Raw genomic sequence first — 20,784 nt, 5'->3', positions numbered from 1 at the left:
AGGCGTTATGCTTGATAATTTAAATAAAGTGATTTTAGACCACATTGTCAATAATATCCGCGAAGGTAACGTGAATACCTGCCATCACCTTGGCTTTTCAACGGCAGAACTCAGTGAAATCCAACAGTTAAGCATTGATGAAATGTACGATATTGCTCAATCTAAAGTGCCGATTGCAGCGATTAGTATCGATCACAGTGCCTTTTGGAAAATGGTCAAAATGGCACAAGTCAATTCGCAGGAACGAATGATTATTGATAGAGCCTTGCTCCTTGGTGCGTCTATCCAGATGTTGAATGCCTACTTTGGTTTGAGTACGACGAAAGTCTCAGCAAGACGCAGTTTATTGGGGATTCGTGAAGAGCCTGGACGAAAAGCGACAGCCACTGATGAGCAAAAGACGCTGTTATGGGAATTATGGTGTCAACATAAAGGCAGTATCCAGAGTTTAGAATCAATGGAAGGTCTGGAATTATTAATGTTGTTTGCGGAAGAAACGCAAATTAATTTGACGGCGATTTGGCGTGCGGTTGAGCCTTGGTATCGTAATAAAAAATAAAATAAAAAATCCCCAAATGTGTGAGTGCACGTTTGGGGATTGGCGAAAAATCGCCTTGGCATTCTTCTTGTATAAAATGCAGAAGCATTATAACGAAATATAGACCCAAAACAATCGGAATAATTCACTACAGGTTTTGGAGAATTAAACATGACAATTTTTGAGCAAATCACCACATCGCCCAAAACAGAGCAGGGATTACTCTTTTTTGGAAATCAGCACGAAACCGTGCCAACACGGCTACTTTATGATCCTTATTTAACCCCGCGAGCCAAATTTGCTTGGCAGCTTATCAAGCATAAAGCGAGAGAGTTTCAAGGGGGATTATTTCCGTCTTACGAGGTATTGGGAAAACTGCTTTCAGATAAGCCTTACTTGAATGCGAGCCTATCGCGTAAAACCGTCAGCCAAACCTTATTACTGCTACGCCTGACAAGGTGGTTGACCCTTTGTGAAACCGTGCGTAATGAATTAGGGCAAGTAAAAGGGAATGTCTATTTACTGCACGATGAGCCTATTCCCATATTAGATGCGATTCAACTTAACGAAGATTACTTGCATTTGCTCCATTCATCCACAAAACATAAAGACGTTGTAGTGAGAGGGGTTGCAACGCATATTGTCGATAATATTCTGTCAGATAAAACCCAGTGGCATTATGTTTCGCATATTGATTGGATGCAAGCTCGTTATCAAGATTATTGTTCTCGTCTTGGAAATGAAAAAGAGGCTGATTTTTCTCATTTAAATTTAGATACTGTGCAGCAGAATTTGCTGAGTTCCAATAGGGAACTTGGTCAGTCAAGTGAGGAACTCAGTGAAAAAACAATTAATTTACCGAGTTCCATTAGGGAACTCAGTCAAAATTCCCCAAGTTCCAATAGGGAACTTAGCCAAGAAAAACAGGTTAACTCATTGATTTTAGGCTCAGTTCCATTAGGGAACTCAGCGAATACCTCGTACAAGTACAGTACGGTATTTATAAATAAATACTGTACAGGTACGGCAGAGGAAATTGATTGGACGCTCAACTTAACCCCTTTTGAGAAACGTACTGTAGCTAAAGCAATGGAAGGGCTTGATTTGGGACTGTGCCAAGCTATTTTGTTTGAAGCGGGTGAACGCCTTGCAAAAGGAACCATCAAGAAACCACAGGGATATTTGCTAAGCCTAGTGAGAAAAGCCCATTTAGGGCAATTTAATCCCTACTTACTTGAACAACATTTAAGCCAATGTCATACGCCAGTGGTGAATCAATCACAACCACAAGCGATTGTGCCAGAGCGAGAGCAAACGCTATCGTCTGTGCCAACACTTGAACAACGTCAAGCGAGAGCGGCAATGATACGGAAATTTAAAGCACAGTTGTTGAATTAAGTACAAAAAGCAAGCACTGTGCAAGGGTTGCACAAAGCACAAAAAATAGCCACTGTAAAGGGATTTTACAAAGTACAAAAAATAATCACTGGAGGGGGACCCTCCAAAGTACAAAAAATAAGCAGTGAAGAAGGGTTCTTCAAAGTACAAAAAATAGTCAGTGAAGAAGGGTTCTTCAAAGTACAAAAAACAACCAGTGAAGAAGGGTTCTTCAAAGTACAAAAAACAACCAGTGAAGAAGGGTTGCACAAAGTACAAAAAATAAGCACTGTGCAAGGGTTGCACAAAGTACAAAAAATAGCCACTGTAAAGGGGCTTTGCAAAGTACAAAAAATAGCCACTGTAAAGGGGCTTTGCAAAGTACAAAAATTAATCACTGTAAAGGGGCTTTCCAAAGTATAAAAATTAATCACTGGAAAGGGACTTTCCAATGTATAAAAATTAATCACTGTCCAGGGCTGGACAAAGTACAAAAAACAACCAGTGAAGAAGGGTTCTTCAAAGTACAAAAATCAACCATAGAATAAGGAGTATCTATATGACAACTACCGATCTTCAAAATCAACGACCAGGACCATTACGCAGTGCACCTGAAATTACTATCAATACCCATTATGCTTCTAAATTATGGGTGGGGCGTGCTGCGGTGCGGAATGAACAAGGCAAAATTACCCGTGCAGGGATCATCAGTATGCCGAATTGCCTGAGTTTATTAAGCCAAATTCAAAAAGCCGCAATGAATGATGACCCTTATGCAGATGATTATTTACTGCGGTTTGAAACCAAAGTACTGGGTTATCGTCAGGAAATGCAGCAATTGGTTGATAAGGTAAATTACCTTTATCGTGAACAAATCCCCGCGGCATTCCATATGGAAAATTCAGTGTCAGTAGAACCTGCACGTTATGCTCTGACCTTTAATTCTCAACTTGGCTATCAATTAATTTACCTTTTTCTAAAATTTGATGAGCTCGCTTGTGCAGTAATGGCCGCCTCTCATATTGCCTTAATGACCCGTAGCGACGCCTCGGATTGGATTGAAGCTGGGGCAAAATTAATTCGTCAGTGTTTTGGCTTGGTTGAAAATTATCGCCATTCAGGTATTACTCGCCGCGATGCCATCGAAAATAATGCACGCTATAAGGCCGCAATAAAACGAATGAAGTATGAATTATCCCCTGAAATTTTATCGGGTGAAAAACGTGCAAATTTTGCTCCAGTTATAAAAAATGCCTCATCATCTGAGACTGAACCAGAACAAGATGAGTTTGTTGAGAATGGCTCAGAATAAAAGAACATCATAAGAATGGCACAGTGCTAAGAGGGAAAGAATGAAAAATGAGTTAATTCCAAAAAGTATGTACCGTGATTTAGCGGTGCATACCCCACTTAATTTGGCATTGAAACAGTTTTTTAGTGAGATAGCCAGCATAGAGGATTGCGAACAATTACAGCTCTCGCTTTATCAAGTGAGAGAGCATTTAATCAGTCAACATCAAGATGTTGTTCAGAAACTGAGAAGCAATGAAATTACAAAAGCCTTAGGGTTTCGTTTAATGCAAGATAAAGCCTCTTCTTCAGGGGGCCATTTTTTACGTTGGCGTATTACTATTGGGCAAACTAACCAATCCGCTGAAAAAGGCGGGTTGATTTGGAAAGGATTGGTTGAAGATAGTACGGTATCTGACGGCATTAAAAAACGTATTGCTCAGATGGAAAAAGAACGGTTAGTGTTAAATATGCAAATGTCGGTATTAAATTCGATGATGCGACAATTATCCTCAACCATTGATAAATTAACCGAAGTTGAAGCCATCATTCAAGGTGAACTGTCGTCTAATTAAAACGTTTGTAATGGCTGGATTTTCAAGTTTGTACTCATTGGATTTTCAAAGTTTGTACTCGCTGGATACAAAAGGCCTTTTAAAGGTAAGGGGGCAAGCCCCTTACCTTAACGAAAAATGGCATTACCTTTGGATAGGTTATAGATAACAATCACTGAGTAATAGGGGAGTATTAGTAATGGAGCATCAAATAGATTTTAATCATTTTATTGATATAACGTACAGCATTACATCGTGGGAAGATTCAAAAAGTATACAACAAGACTTATTGTTAGGTGAAAGCCGTAATTTGACACTTTATACTTACTTAAGTTCCCATTATGGGGATAGTGCAGATATATATGATTTTTCAAATGGAAAACAGGTTTTTGCATTTTATTTAAGCCAGAATAGATTTCTTTCCCTAGTTGAGCAATTTAATTTACCAATAGAAATAAAGTTAAATAGAAGCAATGATAAGTGTAAAGATGAAATACTAGATGGTACTTATATCGGTTTTTATCTGGTAGATAAAAAATAGAGTAGTTAGGTAATTAATTTGACACGTTATTTATAATGGAGGTTGTTATGTCAAAGATAGAAATTTCATTCACAATTAAAGTAAACCATAGCAACTCAATAATTATTTAAAATTGAAATTGAATTACCCCCTTTATTCCTGACTAAAATCACGTTTAATACAGATAACGTCAATTATCAATCATTTGTGAGGACAACATTATGGCAGGGATTAATAAAGTGATTATCGTGGGGAATCTTGGTGTAGATCCTGAAGTGAGAACAATGCCGAATGGCGAAGCTGTGGCGAATATGAGTGTGGCAACGAGCGAAAGTTGGACAGATAAAACGACAGGTGAAAAACGTGAATTAACGGAATGGCATCGGATTGTATTTTATCGTCGTCAAGCTGAGATTGTCGGCGAGTATTTACGCAAAGGCTCGAAAGTCTATATCGAAGGGCGACTAAGAACCCGTAAATGGCAAGACCAAAATGGGCAAGATCGATACACCACAGAAATCCAAGGCGATGTACTTCAAATGTTAGATAGCCGTCCTGAGCGCTATCAAGCAGGGCAGGCAACGCAAGTTGGAGCGGCACAACAAGGTCGTAATCAATATGCGCAACAGAGTCAGCCTGCCTACCAAACACCACAAACTCAAACTTCAGCATCTCAGCCTGTACCACCGCCTATCCCTGATGATGGCTTTGACGATGATCAGATTCCTTTCTAGCTAGCAATTCGGAGTTGATATAATGAAAACATTAAAAATAACGACCGCACTTTTTATATTGGGCATTCTCTCAGGTTGTGCAGAACTTTCTGCGATCAATCAAAAAGTGGGCGATTGGGCAGGAGAAATTAATCGTACGATCAATGCAGATAAACAACAATTCTCGGATACCTTAACCTCTAAACGAGATATTGATACCCTGTATGTACGCATTAAGCGTAATGTAGGGTTTGAAACAATGGAAGAAATGCTGAAATGCGATCCTGAATCAAATAAGAACTGTGCTTGGAAGAAAGCTGCGATTGCTGAAGGTGGCTATGTCCATGAAAAAACGCCTGGCGTTTATTATCGAATGGCGGATTCTTTTGGTAAAGAGGGGCGATATTATGCCTCAGTTACCTTAGAAAAAGAGGGCAGAAATACCCTTATTTCTTGGAAAGTGAAAGGCTCTCAAGACTTTGCTAATCAAATCAAAGCGGATATTTTAAAAGCGGTTAAATAGGTTTATTTGCTCTGAAACCTCAGTGTTGCCCAATCTTAATGATTGGGCTTTTTTATTTGCTCATGAGTCCGTAAATGTTATGATTGAATGTAGTGAGGTATAGGAGGCACTATGGATAGAATAAAGTTTGATCAAAATGATACTCAGAATTACCCTATAGAGAAAAAACTTTTTGAAGAAAAAACGCATAAATCTAAGTTGTTTAATCGCCGAAATGTTTCTGGTGAAATTAATCAGTATGCAATTTGTCCTGCTTGTAATGGACCCGTACAAGTTATTGGACTTTACAAAAAACTGCGTAATACTGATAAACCTTATGGTAAGCATATCAATTATTCCTTGTCGGGATTAGCCTCTTATTATCAGGAAGATTATGATTATTGCCCCTACCGTGCTAAACGGCAAGAATATAATAAAGAAACTAGAAAAGCTGAAGTCAATCCTCTTGTTCGTTCAATTATCCAAAAGCTTGTCCTAAACTTTGATCGTATGATTTATCTCATTTCTAAATACACGGGAATATATATAAGTAAATCATTTGCACGCATTTTATTGAATGATTACTTTGATAGTAAAGCTTATCTTTATCCTGGCTCCACTCTGATAAATATTCCTTTTATGCTAATGTATTTTATGCGAGCGAATACATTGTTTTATCGAAAAATTGATCTTAAAAGCCGTTTGGCTCAGGCTTTAGAAAACTGTCAAGAGCTTGCAATTGACAATGGTAAGATATGCAATAACACAGATGGTTATCAGAGTTTGGAGTTTTGCTTTATTGCTCATGAGACTAAGTTAAATCAACATACATTAATTGAAACACTGCTATTTCAAGTAATGCTAAATAATAAACTTATTTATGAAGATAAGTTAGAACTGGAGCCGAAATATATTGAAAACCTTATCCATTTTGATCAAACTAAATTAAGTGAAAAAATAAAAGAAAATAATAAATCACTTATAAAACTAGCCAAAGAAGTTGCTCAAGAGAAGGGTTTTACTTTTAGAGAGGGTGAGAGGGAATTTCTACTATCTTAGAGATTTCGTCCCACCAAGTTTCAGGAATAGGTGGAATAACGTTTTCGTTTTCAGCAAATTTCAAGCATTCAAGTAAGGTGGATAAGTTAAGAGAAAAATGATGATAATTGTCCTGTAATGAAAAAATAATAGGCTCGTCACATTGATTGCATTCAGGTGATTCACCATTATTAAGAATAGCTCGATTTGATAATGCGTCATTTTGATATTTGTTCATTAACCTATCTCCTAGTTAATAAGAATTGAATAATGCCCAAACTTTATCATAGGAATAGAACAAAGTTCGGCATTAAATCAATTTAATAATAAGATAAATAGGAGGAGAAGTTTAAATCAGATAAGAACAATTTTGCAAAAGTGAGCCTTGGAGTGTATTTGAACAAAAATCTCATTATTGCCTAATCTTGATGATTGTTTTATTTATTTAGATTTAGATAGAATAAAAAATTGTGAGTCAATATTGTTATTGATTAAATGAAACCATTAAAAATGTTATTTAATGGTAATTAGATGAAACTATTTCTATGCGAAAAACCCAGTCAGGGGCGGGATATTGCAAAAGTTTTGGGGGCAACACAAAAAGGGGAAGGCTATTTATCTACTGCTGATGGCACAATCGTTGTGACTTGGGCAAGAGGGCATTTAGTTGAGCAATTCTCACCAGAACAATACGATCCTGCACTTAAAGCGTGGCGATTAGATACCCTCCCGATTATTCCTTCACAATGGCAAGTTTCCCCTAAAACCGATGCAAAAAAAGAATATAAAACCGTGATGACATTGCTGAAAAAAGCACGCACGGTAGTAATTTCAACCGATATTGATCGTGAAGGAGAAACGATCGCCCGTGAGTTATTAGATATTGCGGGCTATCGTGGACATATTCAGCGGCTATGGATCACCGCACTTGATGAGATCAGTGTGCGTAAAGCACTCAGCCAACTTAAAACCAATGAAGAAACCTTGCCACTTTATTATGCTGGGCTTGCCCGTAGTCGGGCAGATTGGTTAATTGGAATGAATTTTAGTCGAATGTTTACCCTTTTGGCACAACAACAAGGCTATCAAGGTCCGCCGCTTTCGGTAGGACGAGTGCAAAGCCCTACATTGGCTCTCGTGGTGAATCGAGATAAGGAAATCGCGAATTTTGTGCCAAAATCTCATTATGCCCTGCTCGTTCAAGTAAACTCCGACAAGGCGACCTCTTTTTTTGCAACGCTTTTTGTACCAGAGCAATATTGTGATGAAGAGGGGCGTTGTTTAGAGATAAAGGTTGTTCAGGAGGCTGAACAACAGATTCGTCAAGCGGGTCAAGTGTGCGTGCAGAATGTAGAAACAAAGCGAGAAAAAGAAAGCCCGCCGTTACTTTTTGCATTAAGTGATTTGCAGGCAGAATGTAATCGCCTCTATGATTTAGGAACGCAACAAGTGCTTGATATTGCCCAATCCCTCTATGAAAAACATAAGGCAACCACCTATCCGCGTACGGATTGCGGTTATCTCCCTGAAGCACAATTACTTGAAGTGCCTCAGGTCATCGGTAGCCTAATGCAGTCAGATCCCAAGTTACAGCCTTTACGAACACAGCTTAATTTGAGCCAAAAATCCCGTGCGTGGAATGATAAAAAAATTACCGCTCACCACGGGATTATTCCCACAACACAGCCCGTCGATATTAGCAAAATGGACGAGAATGAGTTTAAGGTTTATGACTTAATTCGTCGTCGTTATCTCGCTCAATTTCTACCGCACTTTGAAGTGGATAAAACCCAAATTCGGTTATCTTGTGGCGAACATCAATTCATTGCCAAAGGTCAAGTGATTGTGGTTTCAGGGTGGAAAGCTTTGTTTCGTTCCTCTAAAGATGCACAGGGAGAGAAACAAGGTTTGCCAATACTGAATAGTGGACAAATATTGAGGGTGATGAATACAGAAGTTAAGTCACTTAAAACCACGCCACCTGCACACTATACAGAAGGCACCTTGCTCACGGCAATGGTGAATGTTGCCCGTTTTGTTACCGATGAACGGCTAAAGAAACAATTACGCGAAACGGAGGGGTTGGGAACAGAAGCCACTCGAGCCAGTATTATGAAAACCCTTTATGATCGTGGTTATATCAAGAAAAAAGGGAAATCCATTGTGGCGACAGAGGCAGGTGTCATGTTGATTGATAATTTACCGACGGTATTAAAAGATCCTGGTTTAACGGCATTGTGGGAACAAGCCTTAAACCAAATTGCCGAGAACCAAATGAGCTTGCAAGGATTTATGCAAAAGCAAGAACAGTTTATTCGTCATCTTATTCAAACCTGTGGGCATCAAAGTATCAAAATGGGCAATATAGCCATTAAAAAATGCCCGCAATGCGGTAAGGGACTTCGAAAAATGAAAGGGAAAAATGGGGACTTCTGGGGTTGTACGGGCTATCCACAATGCAAATATATTGAATCAAACGCCAAGAAAAAATCCTCTGCCAGAAAAGCGACATCGATTAACCTTTCTCAACAATTTGCAAATTTGCGTCAATCCGTCAAATAAGGTAGTATGGCAGGCAAAAGTAAGCCGTTTTAACATTGTCGGTCATCAATGTTGTGCCGAAATACCCTTAGCACTCTGAAAGAGGGTTCAGTGATATTGGGAGTGTGTATTTTATCTTTTTATCGACAATCGCGTGATTGCTAAATCGTCATCGCATTTTATTAAGTGGTATGACGACTTAGCAATACGTTGCTTCTTTATCCTAGCCAGAGCCCACTGGTGAAAAATTGGGTGCCCTTTGTATCGATTGAGATGCCTCCGTTATACTGATTAAAGACCACAATGTAATCAGGTAGATGCGATAGGAAATCAAACATTGTAACGAAGATGGATTGGTTTCAAAAATCCGTTTATATTGGTCAACCTTTCACAATCTTTTTTCAGATTGTTATCTTAAAAAGTGAATAAGCCATTGATGAGATTTGTCATCAATGGCTTATTTGCTTTTGGTCAGCGTAAAATTATTTTCTTTGTTTTTTTAATTTTTACTATGAAAGTACTTGGCATTTGCGGTTAAATGGAGACGTTAAGTTGCTACTTTGTAGCCCTTAAAAGTTGCCAAACACTTGAAAGAGCAACGGACTAGCCCGATGTGGTAGTTGTGTTAATACCAGCCGAAATGTCATCAGCATTCTGAAAGATGACGCTGTGAAAACAGGAATGCTGCCTCATCTGTTAACCCTGGCGGGGAACATTTTTCCCGTGTTGGGTAAGGATGTTTCTCCGCTTTTTTTATTTTTACTTTAGGAGAAACATTATGTCTAACTCATCTACACAAAAAAATTTCTTTAACCTTCATACTCAAGGTTTAGGCTACTTGAACAATATTCGTTTAGTTGAGCCGAAAAAAGGAACGCCTTTCTACTCTTGTGATATTGCTGCATTAGTAGGGGAATCATCTCAGCCTGAATACCGTTTTTTCAACTGTAATGTGGTTGGAAAAGATACGGCAAATCTGGTTAAACGTTGTCAAGATGCTGTAAATGCTAACAAAAAAGTCCTAGTCGCCTTTGTGATGTCAGACCTTTGGTTTGATACGTTTACCTATCAAAAAGACGGTAAAAATCACAAGAAAGGTGATACAGGCGTGGCATTGAAAGGTCGCTTGATTAATATCAAAATGATTAAAATTGATGGTGAACTCAAATATTCTAGCTCTACTGAAGCAAAAACAGAACATGTTGAAGATGCCAATGTAGAATTAGCCACACCAAACGCTTAATCATTACACTCAACGGAAAGACTGGCACGCTTGTCAGTCTTTTTCTTTATCCTCATTTTTCTTTTTGGAAGGAGAATACAATGAAACAAGGTATTTATGTTAACGGAAAACCTGTCTTCACTCAGATTGCTCACGGCAATGTGAAAAATATGGTCGCCTCATCACAAACCATCTCAATAGAGAATGGACGAGTGTCAATTCAAGCCCCACAGCTTACCATTGATGGTCAGGTGATTGTGCTTGAAAAAGCACCCGTCTTACACATTGAAGTCTTTGGCAATGTGAATCACCTTGATGCAGGCAATGTTGCTGACATTGCGGTAACAGGTAATGTCGAACGCATTGAAACGGTCAATGGTGATGTGTCGATACACGGCGATGTGTTTGGTAGTGTTAAAACCGTGAATGGTGATGTACAAGCACAACGGATACAGGGGGCAGTTAATACGGTTTCAGGTGATATCTATCGCGATGATTAACCGTTGATTGCCTGTTTTAACATTCACTCAACCCCACATAGGGAATGATGTCCCTTATGGTGTCGTTCCCTTAATTTTATGAAAGGCGGTGAACGATATGATTCACAAATTTTTTAACAAAATTCCAGCGAAAACGTTGCAATATATTGCGGAGGATTTTCGTAAAGCGGGAACCATCGCTGGCGTTGGATTGATTGGTTTTGTCTTAGCTAAAGATAATATTGATGAAATAGAGGCTTTCGTACTCTTAACTGTTGGTATTACCTTTTGGTTATTAGGTTTGCTTCTCAATTATGTGGCAGATATAATGTCAAAAAAGGCACATAAACCAGTCAAACGCACGAAGCAACATCGCTAAGGAGGCTTGTATGAACTGGTGGTTATTAGGTGTATCAAGTGTTTTAGTCCTGGCAGCAGGTACTTTTACCGCTTTGGTATATTGGGCTAATTGGGATCTGATTTCAGGTAAAAATACGAAAGCAGATAAACGAGCCAAATCCCGTTAACATTTCACATTAAATCTGCTTATTTTGAATAAGTAGATTCCGTTCAATACCCATAGGGGAATATTTTCCCTTGTGGGGCAGATATTCCCCATTTTATTAGGAGAATATCTTATGTCACTTAACACTTACGCAAAATTTGTCCCAAATGTATTTTTGGCAAAATGTGCAGAACCTCATCAACGTGGCGACATTATTACACTGACCAGTAGATATGGAAAAGAAACGGAAGTAGAAATCTTTAATCTTGTTAAACAACAAGATGATGCCTATTTTTATTCTTTTGTGCGTTGTGATGGAATCAATCGTCAAACCCACGCATTACAAAAAGCAGAACGCTATCAAGATTGTGCGAACAATGCTCAGCATCGTAGCGAGCAATACTGTGAGGCCGCTAATGAAGGACGTGAGTTTTTACGTTTGGCAGAGCCGATTAAAGTCGGACATCATAGTGAAAAACGTCATCGTGCTTTAATTGAACGTAATGCAAGACGGATGGATAAATCTGTTGAGGAAATGCAAAAAGCTGAGCGCTACGAGGACAAAATCGCTTATTGGCAAGAACGCGCCGAAACGATTGATTTATCTATGCCAGAAAGTCTTGCGTATTTTCAGTTTGAATTGGCTAAAGCCAAGGAAAATCATCAAGATTTGAAGGGTAATCCAGAAAAACGCGAGCATAGCTATTCACTCACTTACGCCAAGAAAAAAGTCAATGAATTGGCGAAAAAAGTTGAGCTAGCTCAGCGGCTTTGGGGCTAATTGCATTTATCTTTAACGTTAAAAGTGCAGTGAAAATTGACCGCACTTTATTCACCCATAGGGGAAACATTCCCTTATGGGGCGTTTCCCTTTCATTTTTTATCAATTAAGGAGAAACACCATGACAACATTAACGGTAAACCAAGTTTTGGAAGCGGCTCAAATTTACGATGAAACCGTAAAAAATATTCAGCAACGATTCATCTATTTAACCTATAAACTCTGCGATCGTGTCAGTGAGTTGACGCATCTGTCTTCAGTGAAAGGGTTCTATCGTCAATTATCACAGTGCCAACGTGAAATTGAATGTGATGAATCAATGAGTATGGATTTTGCCTGTATTCAGGCGTTTGAGCCAGAACATGCTTGTTTTCAAAAAACAATGCAAAACCCAGCCTTTATTCAACAATGTCAACAATTGTTAAATGGCAGTCACGCACTTTTAGCTTTTGGGCGTCCATTCGAGCTCAAACCAACACACTGGGATTTTCAACTAATCTCAGAGCAGGCGTTAGAGGCAATGGAACAAATCAATGCACAAATGCGTAATTTCTCTTTTATTTCGCCAGGTAAAACGTACTTGGTAAAAAGTTTGCTCATTGAGCTTGAAAGCATTATGAACAAAGCTCAATGTGTCATTGAACTTGTAAAACAACGTGGTTTTGCTGAAGTGCCACAAAATCCGTGGGAATTATTGCAACAATGGAAAAAGCAAGTTCATCGTTTGCTCAATGATGCCTTAATGCTCATTGAACAAGAAAAAGGACAAGTAGCTTTATCTGTACGAGCAAACTAATTATTACACCATCTTAACCCTAGAGGGAAATACTTCCCTTTAGGGTGTGTTTCTCTCTGATTGATTATTTAGGAGAAACACATATGTACTGCAATAATATTATGCCTGAACTCTATCTCCATTCTGTTAGCCAAAATTTAGCAGACTGGGAGGGTATTCTTTATCACTTTAATGCCACAATTGAAGATAGCGAGGTTTGGGAAGTGGCTCGAGGTTGTGAGGACATTCCTCATCTTGGCAATATTTACCAAAGCCTCGTTATTGGACGACTCGAAAGTCTCTTTTTTGAACAGATTAGTTTAGAGGAGGGCGATGAGCGAGTTAAGGTATTCACCTTTGTAAATGGTTTCGACAGCCATTTTTGTATTGATGGTGAAGCGATTAACACGCTTAATGCGTTTATAGCAAAAGTGGAAGAAATCAAATCCACATTACATTAACGTCCAAGTATGGCGAATGTTCGTCGTACTATATCCCATAAGGGAAACTTTCCCTATGGGAGGTTTTCCTTGAAATTTTGAATAAAAATTGAGGTGAACTTATGAACAATGAAAAGGAATATTTACCTAATTTATTGATAGGGTTATTTTTTATTTCAGCCGTTATTTTACTTTCACTAATCGTTATGTTGATATATGAGAACGTGACTGGAGAGGCTATTTTTTCTCGTTCGCCAATACAAGAAATTTGTATTGATGATGTTACTTACTTAAGGATAAAAAATGAAGTTTTAACGGTAAAAGTTGATACTGAAGGTAATCCTGTTCTATGTAAGTAAAATTAACTCACTAACCATAACCCGTTTATTGTGTAATAAACGGGTTTCTTATTGCCATTTATTCTCTAAATGTATGACTTAATGGCAAGAATGCTATACGTTTATTTATTTCTATTGCCAGAATAAAAAATTATTCCACTTCCATTTTATCTTCTCCATAGTAAAGCAATAATTCATCAATTTAGCTTTGGAGAAGAACAATGAAAAAATCTTATTTTTCACTTTTAATTATAGGGTGTGTGAGTGTGACAATGATCGGTTGTGTTCAACACCCTCAACAAGGTTTATCAACGGCTACTGAAACACAGGGCTTGCCCGAGCCAGAAGTGGTTATTGGACAAAATACCTCTCCGCCTTCAGTGAAATTTGAGCAAGTTATTGTGCCAGATATTTATCAAAGCTTAGATGAATCTAAAACACAAATAATCCGTCAGGGTCGTTATACGCTTGTGAACACTTCACCAGAAGAGGGACAGAAGTATTTACTGGAACAGATGGTGACGGTAAATATGTTGCCAAAGAAAAAAAAACTTAATGTGGTAACCGTTGAACAAGGTTTAACACGCACCTTGTCAGGCACAGGATTGCGTCTTTGTGCAGGTTCTCATTTTAATCAAACAGCGTCGCTCTTTTCGCTACCGCTCCCTAAAGTTCATCGTCAATTTGGACCAATCAAACTTCGTGAAGCCCTCCAAATGTTGGCAGGTCCCGCATACGCAATGACGTTAAATGCGTTTAATCGTACGGTGTGTTTTACACCACGTGATAAGCCCATTGATATGGAAACCAAACGTGTCGAAATCATTTCAACCACGACAGAAACTGAGGTGATCAATGAATAAATTGGCTCAGTGGGTTTCATTGTCCATATTGGGGATAGGCATTTCGTTTCAGGGAAATGCGGATCCCTTAACGCGTTCTTCGTCGTTACTTTCAGCAACATCAAGCCACACGACACCCCTTGAAAAGCAGCTAGATACACATCCCCTCACCCAATCCGAATTACAACAGAAAGCCCAGGAATGGGGATTGACCACTGAAGAATGGCAACGTTACCTTGAATTACAAAAAGGGGAGCGGGGAATATGGTCGCCGAATCTTGACCCCTTAACGACCTTGGGCATTGAAGCAAAAACCGAGGAAGAACGTACCCGATATGCTGAACTCTTAGCCCGTAAGATGTATGAACGTGTTGAACGGGAGCTTGCATTTCAGCGTGCCTATGATAAAGCCTTTGCCAAACTTTATCCTAATGAATTGCCGTTTGAGGTTGAACCGCATATTTCACAATCGGCTGGACGGGTGATTTATTTTACCCGTTTAGACAACTGTGCAAAATGTGAGGCGGATGTGAGCCGTATTCTTTCCCATGTAGGGAATAGCACCCCTGTCGATATTTATATCGTCGGCGGGAATGATAAAGCGATTCAAGCGTGGGCGAAGAAACATCACATTGATCCGATTAAGGTGAAAAAACGGTTAATTACCCTAAATCACGATACGGGGTATTGGTTGCAGTATGCGAAAGGCAAAATGCCCGCCGCATTTCAAATTCAACAGGACGGACAATGGCAATCACTCGTTTATTAGTGGGTATTTTTCTGTTGTGTACCTGTACGGTTTCGGCACAGGCGTTTAGTTTTGGTCAAGACATCGATCAAGATATCCATAATGCGGCACGACATTATCAAGTGAGTGAGGCGATGTTAAGAGGTTTAGTAAAGATGGAAGATGGCTGGTATGGAAAACGTTCGCCAACAGGGGCATTAGGCGTTGGACAGTTTACGCAAAAAACGTGGAATTGGTTAGCACAGAGTACGCGAGGGAAAATGCTTGGAATGCGATTAATTACGCCCTCCAATCGTGGCACAAAATCCGATCCGCGGCGTCATCGCCGCACAAATACCTATGCTACAGCCTTATTAGCCCGTTGGCATTTAGAACAGTTTGCCTTACGTGGCATTAAACCGACTGATGAACATCTCTATCTTGCTCATAACATTGGTTTGGAGGGCTTACATCGAGCCTTGTTAGGGCGTGCGAATGCCGAAGATATTCGCAATATGCGTCGTAATGGTATGCGTAAAGGTATGTCGGTTGCGCAATTTCTTGCGTATCAAGGTCAGCGTTATCGACTGCATAAACAAATTGCGAATAATCTAATCCATTTAAACGAACAAAACTACGCTTGGGTTACCCCTAAAAGTGCGGTGAAAAATCAAGGGATTTTTTGGGTTGAACCACAAAGTACACAGCTTGTTTGGATTGAGCCAAAATAAACGATAAGAGAAATTTACGAGATTTGAAATATGATGAATAAAAAAATTGCTGCCATTATCAAATTTATTTTCAGCGTTGGGGTTTGTTTTCTCGTCGTTTATGGTTGTGTATGGCTCTATTTTTTCTCACCTGACCATTTTGAGACAACGATAGCTCAATTAGCTAGATTGCAAGGTTACCCTTTAGCCTATCAAGCCTTATTTAATCAGATTTATTGGGTTACGCTACTCATTAGTTTGAATTTTGCGGCGATAGGTTATTTCATCTATGTGTGTTTTTTAAGGAGAAAATAAATGAACCGACTTCGTTCGCTCATGTTGAGTGCGATGTTTGTTTTCTGCACAAGTACCGTTTCGGCAGAATTGCCCGTTATTGCTGATTTAGGTGGTGAAAGTGCGGTGCGTTTTTATGAAGGAATTCAGCCTGAGGCGGATGAAAATACCTCCCATTTCCCGAATGCAATTCCCGATACCATTAGTGAGGCCGATATGCTCCCTGTGGTTTCCCATCGTTTAACCCCTGGCAAAGTTAATCCAATAGCCCTTGACTTGACAGGAATGTCGCCACTGTTTTTAGTGGGAGTAGATAACTTATCTCGTCAATGGCTTAAACAACATTATGACGTATTATTAGCCAATCAAGCAGTGGGATTAGTGGTGAATGTAGCAACCCTTGAGGAATTGACCGCACTACGCGAGCTTGCCCCAAATTTGCCATTATTACCAACCAGTGCGGACGATTTAAGCCGCCGTTTGAAGCTGAATCATTATCCTGCACTAATCACTGAAACAGGAGTATCACAATAATGGCATCGAAGTATTTATTAGAAGGGCTACTGCGTCCCCCTGTGGAATTTTATCCCGCTGCGGCTCACGCCGCTTGTGCCTATATTTGTGCGGTAGCACCTTGGTCTCTTGCCTTAAATCCGATGATTGGCTATGGACTTGCCGCAGGCTTTGGCGGGATCAGTTATTTTCGCTTTCGACAAGGGTGGCGTATTGTGCGTTACCATAGGAATTTAAAGCGATTACCTTATTATGCGTTAACTAGTCGTCAAATTCCTGTTAGTCAGAAATTTTTATTTCTTGGTCGAGGATTTGAATGGCAACCTGAACATACTCAGCGATTATATGATTGCTTTTCAGCAGAGGGAAAAAAATACCTTCGCCCATCTAAACTCTTTCTGCGTGCTAGAGAATATGAAAAACATCACGATAATGTGATCACCAAGTTCACCACCTCAGATTCTCCTTTTAATCCCGTCAGACCCTTACCGCCTGTTGAGGGAATTCCCGCTATTCACGGGATTGAAGTCAATGAAATTGATGTGATGCAGCCGTTAAATTCACGCGGTGGGCATACAGCAGTTTTTGGCACGACGGGGGTAGGGAAAACCCGTTTTGCTGAGGTCCTTGTTACGCAAGATATTCATCGAGGAAAAACGCAAGCCGAGCGTGAAGTGGTTGTCTTTTTTGATCCCAAAGGCGATCCCGATATGTTAAAACGGATGTATGCCGAAGCGAAACGGGCTGGGCGTGATAAGGAATTTTATATGTTCCATTTGGGCTATCCTGAACGTTCAGCACGCTATAACCCGATTGGACGCTTTGGGCGTGTTTCAGAGGTTGCAGGGCGGATTTCAGGGCAGTTAAGTGGCGCGGGTAATTCTGCCGCCTTTAAAGAATTTGCTTGGCGTTTTGTCAATATTGTTGCGAGAGCCTTGGTTGAAATGGGGGAACGCCCAAATTATTCGCAAATTTCTCGTTTTGTACAAAATATTGATTCTCTGTTTCTTAATTATGCGAAAACCTATTTTGATGCCCGTGATCCTGCACTTTGGCCACAGCTATTAAGCATTGCCGCAGGCGTTGATGTAAAAAATTTATCCTTTGGTATGAAAGACCGCCCACTGATTTGGGTGATCAATCAATATATTTTGGAAAATAAAATCTTCGATCCTGTGCTTGAAGGATTGGCGACGGCTGTACGTTATGATAAAACCTATTTTGATAAGATTGTGGCGTCATTATTACCGCTCTTGGAAAAATTGACCACGGGGAAAATCGAAGAGTTATTATCGCCAGACTATACGGATGTGAATGATGAACGACCAATTTTTGATTGGGAAGAGGTGATACGTAAACGGGGCATTGTGTATGTTGGGCTTGATGCGCTTTCTGATGCCACGGTTGCAGCGGCGGTAGGTAATAGTATGTTTGCCGATCTCGTTTCAATGGCTGGACATATTTATAAGCACGGCGTAAATGAAGGATTACCTGAGACATTTGGCGGTTCAAATAAACCCGTAAAAATCAATTTACATTGCGATGAGTTTAATGAGCTAATGGGCGATGAATTTATCCCCCTTATCAATAAAGGACGTGGGGCAGGTATGCAAGTGACCGCCTATACCCAAACCATTGCCGATATTGAAGCCCGTTTAGGTAATCGTGCCAAAGCCGAGCAAACTATTGGTAATTTTAATACTTTGATTATGTTTCGGGTTAAATCGCCTGAAACCGCAAAATTGCTTACCGATCAACTGCATCGGGTGACGATTTTACAGAGTATGGTTACCTCTAGTGTGACCGACTCAAGCAATCCTGATGATGACAAAGCCTTTACCTCCAATACAGGAGAGCGGATTTCACAAAAAGAAGTGCCATTATTAGATGTGGCGAATGTCACCAACCTCCCTAAGGGGCAAGCATTTATTCTGATGAACGGGAGTACGTTATATAAAGTGCGAATGCCACTGCCTGCCATTGATAAAGACGATGTGATCCCCGCTTCGATGCAAGAACTTTTGGAGAAAATGCAAAAGCATTACCATGTGGCGACAAATTGGTGGGAGCCTGCGTTTAAGGAATATACTCCCTCAAAAGATATTGCGAGTTCATTTGAAGAGATGATTGCAGAAGAACGCATTGCCAAGGTAGAGGTGGATTGGGGTAACGATATAGATATGCCCGAAGAGGAAAGTGATGCCATTAGTCAAGTGGATACCGATGATGATATAGGAGAAGAAGAATGATGTTTGAAAATGAAACCAATGTGCTTGATTTACCGAATCAATATATTAATTTTGAGGAAGCCTTTGCGGTGTCAAGTGGGCTACCAAATGCTGAAGCGCTGCTTTTTTATCTCGAGCCCTATTTAAATAAATGGGTCGAAAGCCAAGATTCCGTGCATCAATTTGCCACAAAGTATGCCGATGAGGGCATCTCACTGTGGACAGCCAGTGATGTTCCTTTACGCGAAGAAGATATTGCAAAACAACGAACCTGCTTTTATTTGGTGTCAACGAAAAATGAGCAAGGTTACGTCCTTATTCACTGTCAGTTATCGCATAAGGAAGCACTTCAGTGAGTGAACAAACCTCAAGTTCAAGCAAGAAAAAGGGGCCTTGTCATACAGTTTCAGCCTTATTGGCTGCATTGTTTATCTCTCTATTATTAAGCATTCTCTTTGAATGGTTAGGGATTGCCTTTATTTGGCCTGAACAAGGTCATCGGCATAGCCAAGCGATGATGATTCAGGAATTAGGCTGGATTTCAGAAAGTGCAACACGCAGCCTCTTTGGTTATTCGCCGAGTGAGCTTGCCAATACTATTACCCTCACTTTGCATGATTGGCTATTTGTGAAAACTGGGTTTCAGCCTTGGTTACAGTCACCCAACAAACACAGTGATTGGGAATACTTGATTTACCATTATACGCGAGCCTATTTAGAGTCCATTATTTATGTGTCGATTACCTTTGTTGTGCGGTTGATTGTGATTATTTTTACCAGTCCGTTGTTTCTATTAGCCGCCTTTGCAGGTTTTACGGAGGGATTAATGATGCGTGATTTGCGTAAATTTGGCTCAGGACGAGAATCAAGTTTTTTGTATCACCATGCAAGACGCTACATTAAGCCTGTGATGATAGGCTCTTGGGTACTTTATTTGTCCATTCCTGTTTCTGTTTACCCGAATATTATTTTAATTCCTGCCGCATTTTTATTTGGTTTATCTATTTGTATTACGGCAGCGAGCTTTAAAAAATATTTATAACGTCGCACTGCATAGAATGAAATTTGAAGGAAATAGGAATTATTTCCTTCAATATTATTATGTCGTTTAATCTGAGTATCAGATTATTTATCTTTTTCGTGAGCCTCAACAATACCTTTGACGCTGTATCTATTTTTTCCCTAAAAACTCTCTCAATTCTGAATAGAATTTCTCATTAAATTCCCATTGTGTTTTTGGCAACCTTAACCCGAATCAATTTAAGTTAAGGAGTTGTCGATGAATCCGTTAGGAAAAAAGGTTTTATTTGCCGTATCAATGTCAATGATGACATTAACTGTGCAGGCTTCTGAAACTGCACAGTTAGCTCAAGCTATCAAGCAGCTTGAGGCTGCTCAGCTTTCACTTACGCGTGCCGAGGTACTCGCTCAGACCTCGGAGAAAAACCGTGAATATTTTGATTATCAGGCTGCACGTCGAGATATTAATGCGATTAAAAGTGGCATTAATCAATATATTAATCCAACACGTGCCATTCCTCGCGATCCCAACGCCTCTCGTCGCTTGCAAGAAGATTACACCAAATTAAGACATTAAGGAGGATAGTATGGCAAGTGATTATACCCCGCTTAAGGCCTTTGAAATTGCCAGTGGCTTAAATGCCACCGAGCTTCGTGCCTTCTTTGCGATTATTTTCGTGGCATTGTTGCTGTTTGCTTATGTGTGGGCAATGAAAAAAGGTTACAGCGGGTTATTCAATGGGTTTAAGGGGGACATCTTTGACTACTTAAAATTGATTCTGAAAGGGGCAGCAGTGTTAATTGTTGTCGTGATATTTTTCGTTTCTGAGAGGTAAT

General features: G+C 39.7%; 29 protein-coding genes. 28 read left to right on the top strand and 1 reads right to left on the bottom strand.

The annotated features are described in order from the left end of the window. The first annotated feature begins 7 nt into the window (after positions 1 to 7). From L5B83_RS00345 to L5B83_RS00305, 9 genes are all read left to right on the top strand, one after another. Complete coding sequence (locus L5B83_RS00345) at positions 8 to 559, top strand: DUF2857 domain-containing protein (RefSeq protein ID WP_250363266.1); 552 nt, start codon at positions 8 to 10, stop codon at positions 557 to 559. A gap of 150 nt (positions 560 to 709) precedes the next feature. After that, positions 710 to 1,936, top strand: a complete 1,227-nt coding sequence (locus L5B83_RS00340) for an STY4528 family pathogenicity island replication protein (RefSeq protein WP_265777193.1) — start codon at positions 710 to 712, stop codon at positions 1,934 to 1,936. Between the two features lie 18 nt (positions 1,937 to 1,954). Beyond that, positions 1,955 to 2,338 carry a hypothetical protein gene (locus L5B83_RS00335; protein ID WP_265777192.1) on the top strand — a complete coding sequence of 128 codons (384 nt, stop codon included), beginning with the start codon at positions 1,955 to 1,957 and terminating at the stop codon, positions 2,336 to 2,338. A 136-nt stretch (positions 2,339 to 2,474) separates the two neighbouring features. Further along, positions 2,475 to 3,227, top strand: coding sequence for a PFL_4669 family integrating conjugative element protein (locus L5B83_RS00330; protein ID WP_265777191.1), 753 nt, complete (start codon positions 2,475 to 2,477; stop codon positions 3,225 to 3,227). A gap of 40 nt (positions 3,228 to 3,267) precedes the next feature. Next, positions 3,268 to 3,780 (top strand): DUF3158 family protein, encoded by a 513-nt coding sequence (locus L5B83_RS00325; protein WP_265777190.1) that lies wholly within the window; start codon positions 3,268 to 3,270, stop codon positions 3,778 to 3,780. 178 nt (positions 3,781 to 3,958) lie between these two features. Then, positions 3,959 to 4,300: a hypothetical protein gene (locus tag L5B83_RS00320; protein ID WP_039163716.1), complete on the top strand. Its 342-nt coding sequence runs from the start codon at positions 3,959 to 3,961 to the stop codon at positions 4,298 to 4,300. Between the two features lie 200 nt (positions 4,301 to 4,500). Beyond that, the gene (gene ssb, locus L5B83_RS00315; protein WP_265777189.1) at positions 4,501 to 5,013 is read left to right on the top strand and encodes a single-stranded DNA-binding protein; all 513 of its coding nucleotides are present in this window, start codon (positions 4,501 to 4,503) and stop codon (positions 5,011 to 5,013) included. 22 nt (positions 5,014 to 5,035) lie between these two features. Continuing rightward, positions 5,036 to 5,515 carry a hypothetical protein gene (locus tag L5B83_RS00310; protein ID WP_039163720.1) on the top strand — a complete coding sequence of 160 codons (480 nt, stop codon included), beginning with the start codon at positions 5,036 to 5,038 and terminating at the stop codon, positions 5,513 to 5,515. 111 nt (positions 5,516 to 5,626) lie between these two features. Then, positions 5,627 to 6,553: a hypothetical protein gene (locus tag L5B83_RS00305; protein WP_039163722.1), complete on the top strand. Its 927-nt coding sequence runs from the start codon at positions 5,627 to 5,629 to the stop codon at positions 6,551 to 6,553. Here the strand turns inward: L5B83_RS00305 and L5B83_RS00300 are convergent. Next, positions 6,519 to 6,770, bottom strand: a complete 252-nt coding sequence (locus tag L5B83_RS00300; protein ID WP_080737768.1) for a hypothetical protein — start codon at positions 6,768 to 6,770, stop codon at positions 6,519 to 6,521. The genes L5B83_RS00305 and L5B83_RS00300 overlap by 35 nt on opposite strands. A gap of 293 nt (positions 6,771 to 7,063) precedes the next feature. On the opposite strand from L5B83_RS00300, the gene L5B83_RS00295 reads away from it, so the two are divergent. From L5B83_RS00295 to L5B83_RS00205, 19 genes are all read left to right on the top strand, one after another. Next, entirely contained in the window at positions 7,064 to 9,094 is a 2,031-nt protein-coding gene (locus L5B83_RS00295) for a DNA topoisomerase III (protein WP_265777188.1), read from the top strand. A 757-nt stretch (positions 9,095 to 9,851) separates the two neighbouring features. Beyond that, complete coding sequence (locus tag L5B83_RS00290; RefSeq protein ID WP_264244671.1) at positions 9,852 to 10,316, top strand: STY4534 family ICE replication protein; 465 nt, start codon at positions 9,852 to 9,854, stop codon at positions 10,314 to 10,316. Between the two features lie 80 nt (positions 10,317 to 10,396). Further along, positions 10,397 to 10,795 (top strand): heme utilization protein, encoded by a 399-nt coding sequence (locus L5B83_RS00285; protein ID WP_265777186.1) that lies wholly within the window; start codon positions 10,397 to 10,399, stop codon positions 10,793 to 10,795. Positions 10,796 to 10,892: 97 nt separating this feature from the next. After that, positions 10,893 to 11,153, top strand: a complete 261-nt coding sequence (locus L5B83_RS00280; protein ID WP_250349898.1) for a hypothetical protein — start codon at positions 10,893 to 10,895, stop codon at positions 11,151 to 11,153. A gap of 10 nt (positions 11,154 to 11,163) precedes the next feature. Then, positions 11,164 to 11,301, top strand: a complete 138-nt coding sequence (locus tag L5B83_RS00275) for a hypothetical protein (RefSeq protein WP_181021975.1) — start codon at positions 11,164 to 11,166, stop codon at positions 11,299 to 11,301. Between the two features lie 111 nt (positions 11,302 to 11,412). Then, complete coding sequence (locus L5B83_RS00270) at positions 11,413 to 12,060, top strand: DUF3560 domain-containing protein (protein WP_265777184.1); 648 nt, start codon at positions 11,413 to 11,415, stop codon at positions 12,058 to 12,060. A 121-nt stretch (positions 12,061 to 12,181) separates the two neighbouring features. Then, the gene (locus L5B83_RS00265; protein ID WP_265777183.1) at positions 12,182 to 12,856 is read left to right on the top strand and encodes a hypothetical protein; all 675 of its coding nucleotides are present in this window, start codon (positions 12,182 to 12,184) and stop codon (positions 12,854 to 12,856) included. A gap of 83 nt (positions 12,857 to 12,939) precedes the next feature. Beyond that, positions 12,940 to 13,296 carry a hypothetical protein gene (locus L5B83_RS00260; RefSeq protein WP_039163175.1) on the top strand — a complete coding sequence of 119 codons (357 nt, stop codon included), beginning with the start codon at positions 12,940 to 12,942 and terminating at the stop codon, positions 13,294 to 13,296. A gap of 101 nt (positions 13,297 to 13,397) precedes the next feature. Further along, positions 13,398 to 13,634, top strand: a complete 237-nt coding sequence (locus tag L5B83_RS00255) for a hypothetical protein (RefSeq protein WP_250349903.1) — start codon at positions 13,398 to 13,400, stop codon at positions 13,632 to 13,634. A 200-nt stretch (positions 13,635 to 13,834) separates the two neighbouring features. Beyond that, positions 13,835 to 14,476: a PFGI-1 class ICE element type IV pilus protein PilL2 gene (gene pilL2 / locus L5B83_RS00250; protein ID WP_265777182.1), complete on the top strand. Its 642-nt coding sequence runs from the start codon at positions 13,835 to 13,837 to the stop codon at positions 14,474 to 14,476. Then, positions 14,469 to 15,224, top strand: a complete 756-nt coding sequence (locus tag L5B83_RS00245) for a TIGR03759 family integrating conjugative element protein (RefSeq protein WP_250363252.1) — start codon at positions 14,469 to 14,471, stop codon at positions 15,222 to 15,224. Before pilL2 ends, L5B83_RS00245 begins: the two co-directional genes overlap by 8 nt. Then, positions 15,203 to 15,913, top strand: coding sequence for a hypothetical protein (locus L5B83_RS00240; protein ID WP_250363251.1), 711 nt, complete (start codon positions 15,203 to 15,205; stop codon positions 15,911 to 15,913). Before L5B83_RS00245 ends, L5B83_RS00240 begins: the two co-directional genes overlap by 22 nt. A 30-nt stretch (positions 15,914 to 15,943) precedes the next feature. Beyond that, positions 15,944 to 16,207, top strand: coding sequence for a hypothetical protein (locus L5B83_RS00235; RefSeq protein WP_250363250.1), 264 nt, complete (start codon positions 15,944 to 15,946; stop codon positions 16,205 to 16,207). Beyond that, complete coding sequence (locus L5B83_RS00230; RefSeq protein WP_035686610.1) at positions 16,208 to 16,720, top strand: integrating conjugative element protein; 513 nt, start codon at positions 16,208 to 16,210, stop codon at positions 16,718 to 16,720. It begins immediately after the preceding gene. Further along, the gene (gene traD / locus L5B83_RS00225; protein ID WP_035686607.1) at positions 16,720 to 18,948 is read left to right on the top strand and encodes a type IV conjugative transfer system coupling protein TraD; all 2,229 of its coding nucleotides are present in this window, start codon (positions 16,720 to 16,722) and stop codon (positions 18,946 to 18,948) included. Before L5B83_RS00230 ends, traD begins: the two co-directional genes overlap by 1 nt. Beyond that, positions 18,945 to 19,283, top strand: coding sequence for a hemophilus-specific protein (locus tag L5B83_RS00220; RefSeq protein WP_250363249.1), 339 nt, complete (start codon positions 18,945 to 18,947; stop codon positions 19,281 to 19,283). The genes traD and L5B83_RS00220 overlap by 4 nt, the downstream gene beginning before the upstream one ends. Further along, entirely contained in the window at positions 19,280 to 19,969 is a 690-nt protein-coding gene (locus L5B83_RS00215) for a TIGR03747 family integrating conjugative element membrane protein (RefSeq protein WP_250363248.1), read from the top strand. Before L5B83_RS00220 ends, L5B83_RS00215 begins: the two co-directional genes overlap by 4 nt. 276 nt (positions 19,970 to 20,245) lie before the next feature. After that, entirely contained in the window at positions 20,246 to 20,524 is a 279-nt protein-coding gene (locus L5B83_RS00210) for an integrative conjugative element protein, RAQPRD family (protein WP_442778838.1), read from the top strand. Between the two features lie 10 nt (positions 20,525 to 20,534). Next, positions 20,535 to 20,783 carry a DUF3262 family protein gene (locus L5B83_RS00205; protein ID WP_265777180.1) on the top strand — a complete coding sequence of 83 codons (249 nt, stop codon included), beginning with the start codon at positions 20,535 to 20,537 and terminating at the stop codon, positions 20,781 to 20,783. Position 20,784: the final 1 nt, after the last annotated feature.

Origin of the sequence: Avibacterium sp. 21-599 (genome assembly GCF_026226765.1) — a bacterium.
Lineage (GTDB): Bacteria > Pseudomonadota > Gammaproteobacteria > Enterobacterales > Pasteurellaceae > Avibacterium.
Note: the sequence above shows the minus strand (reverse complement) of the source record. Positions and strands in the feature narration are given on the sequence as shown.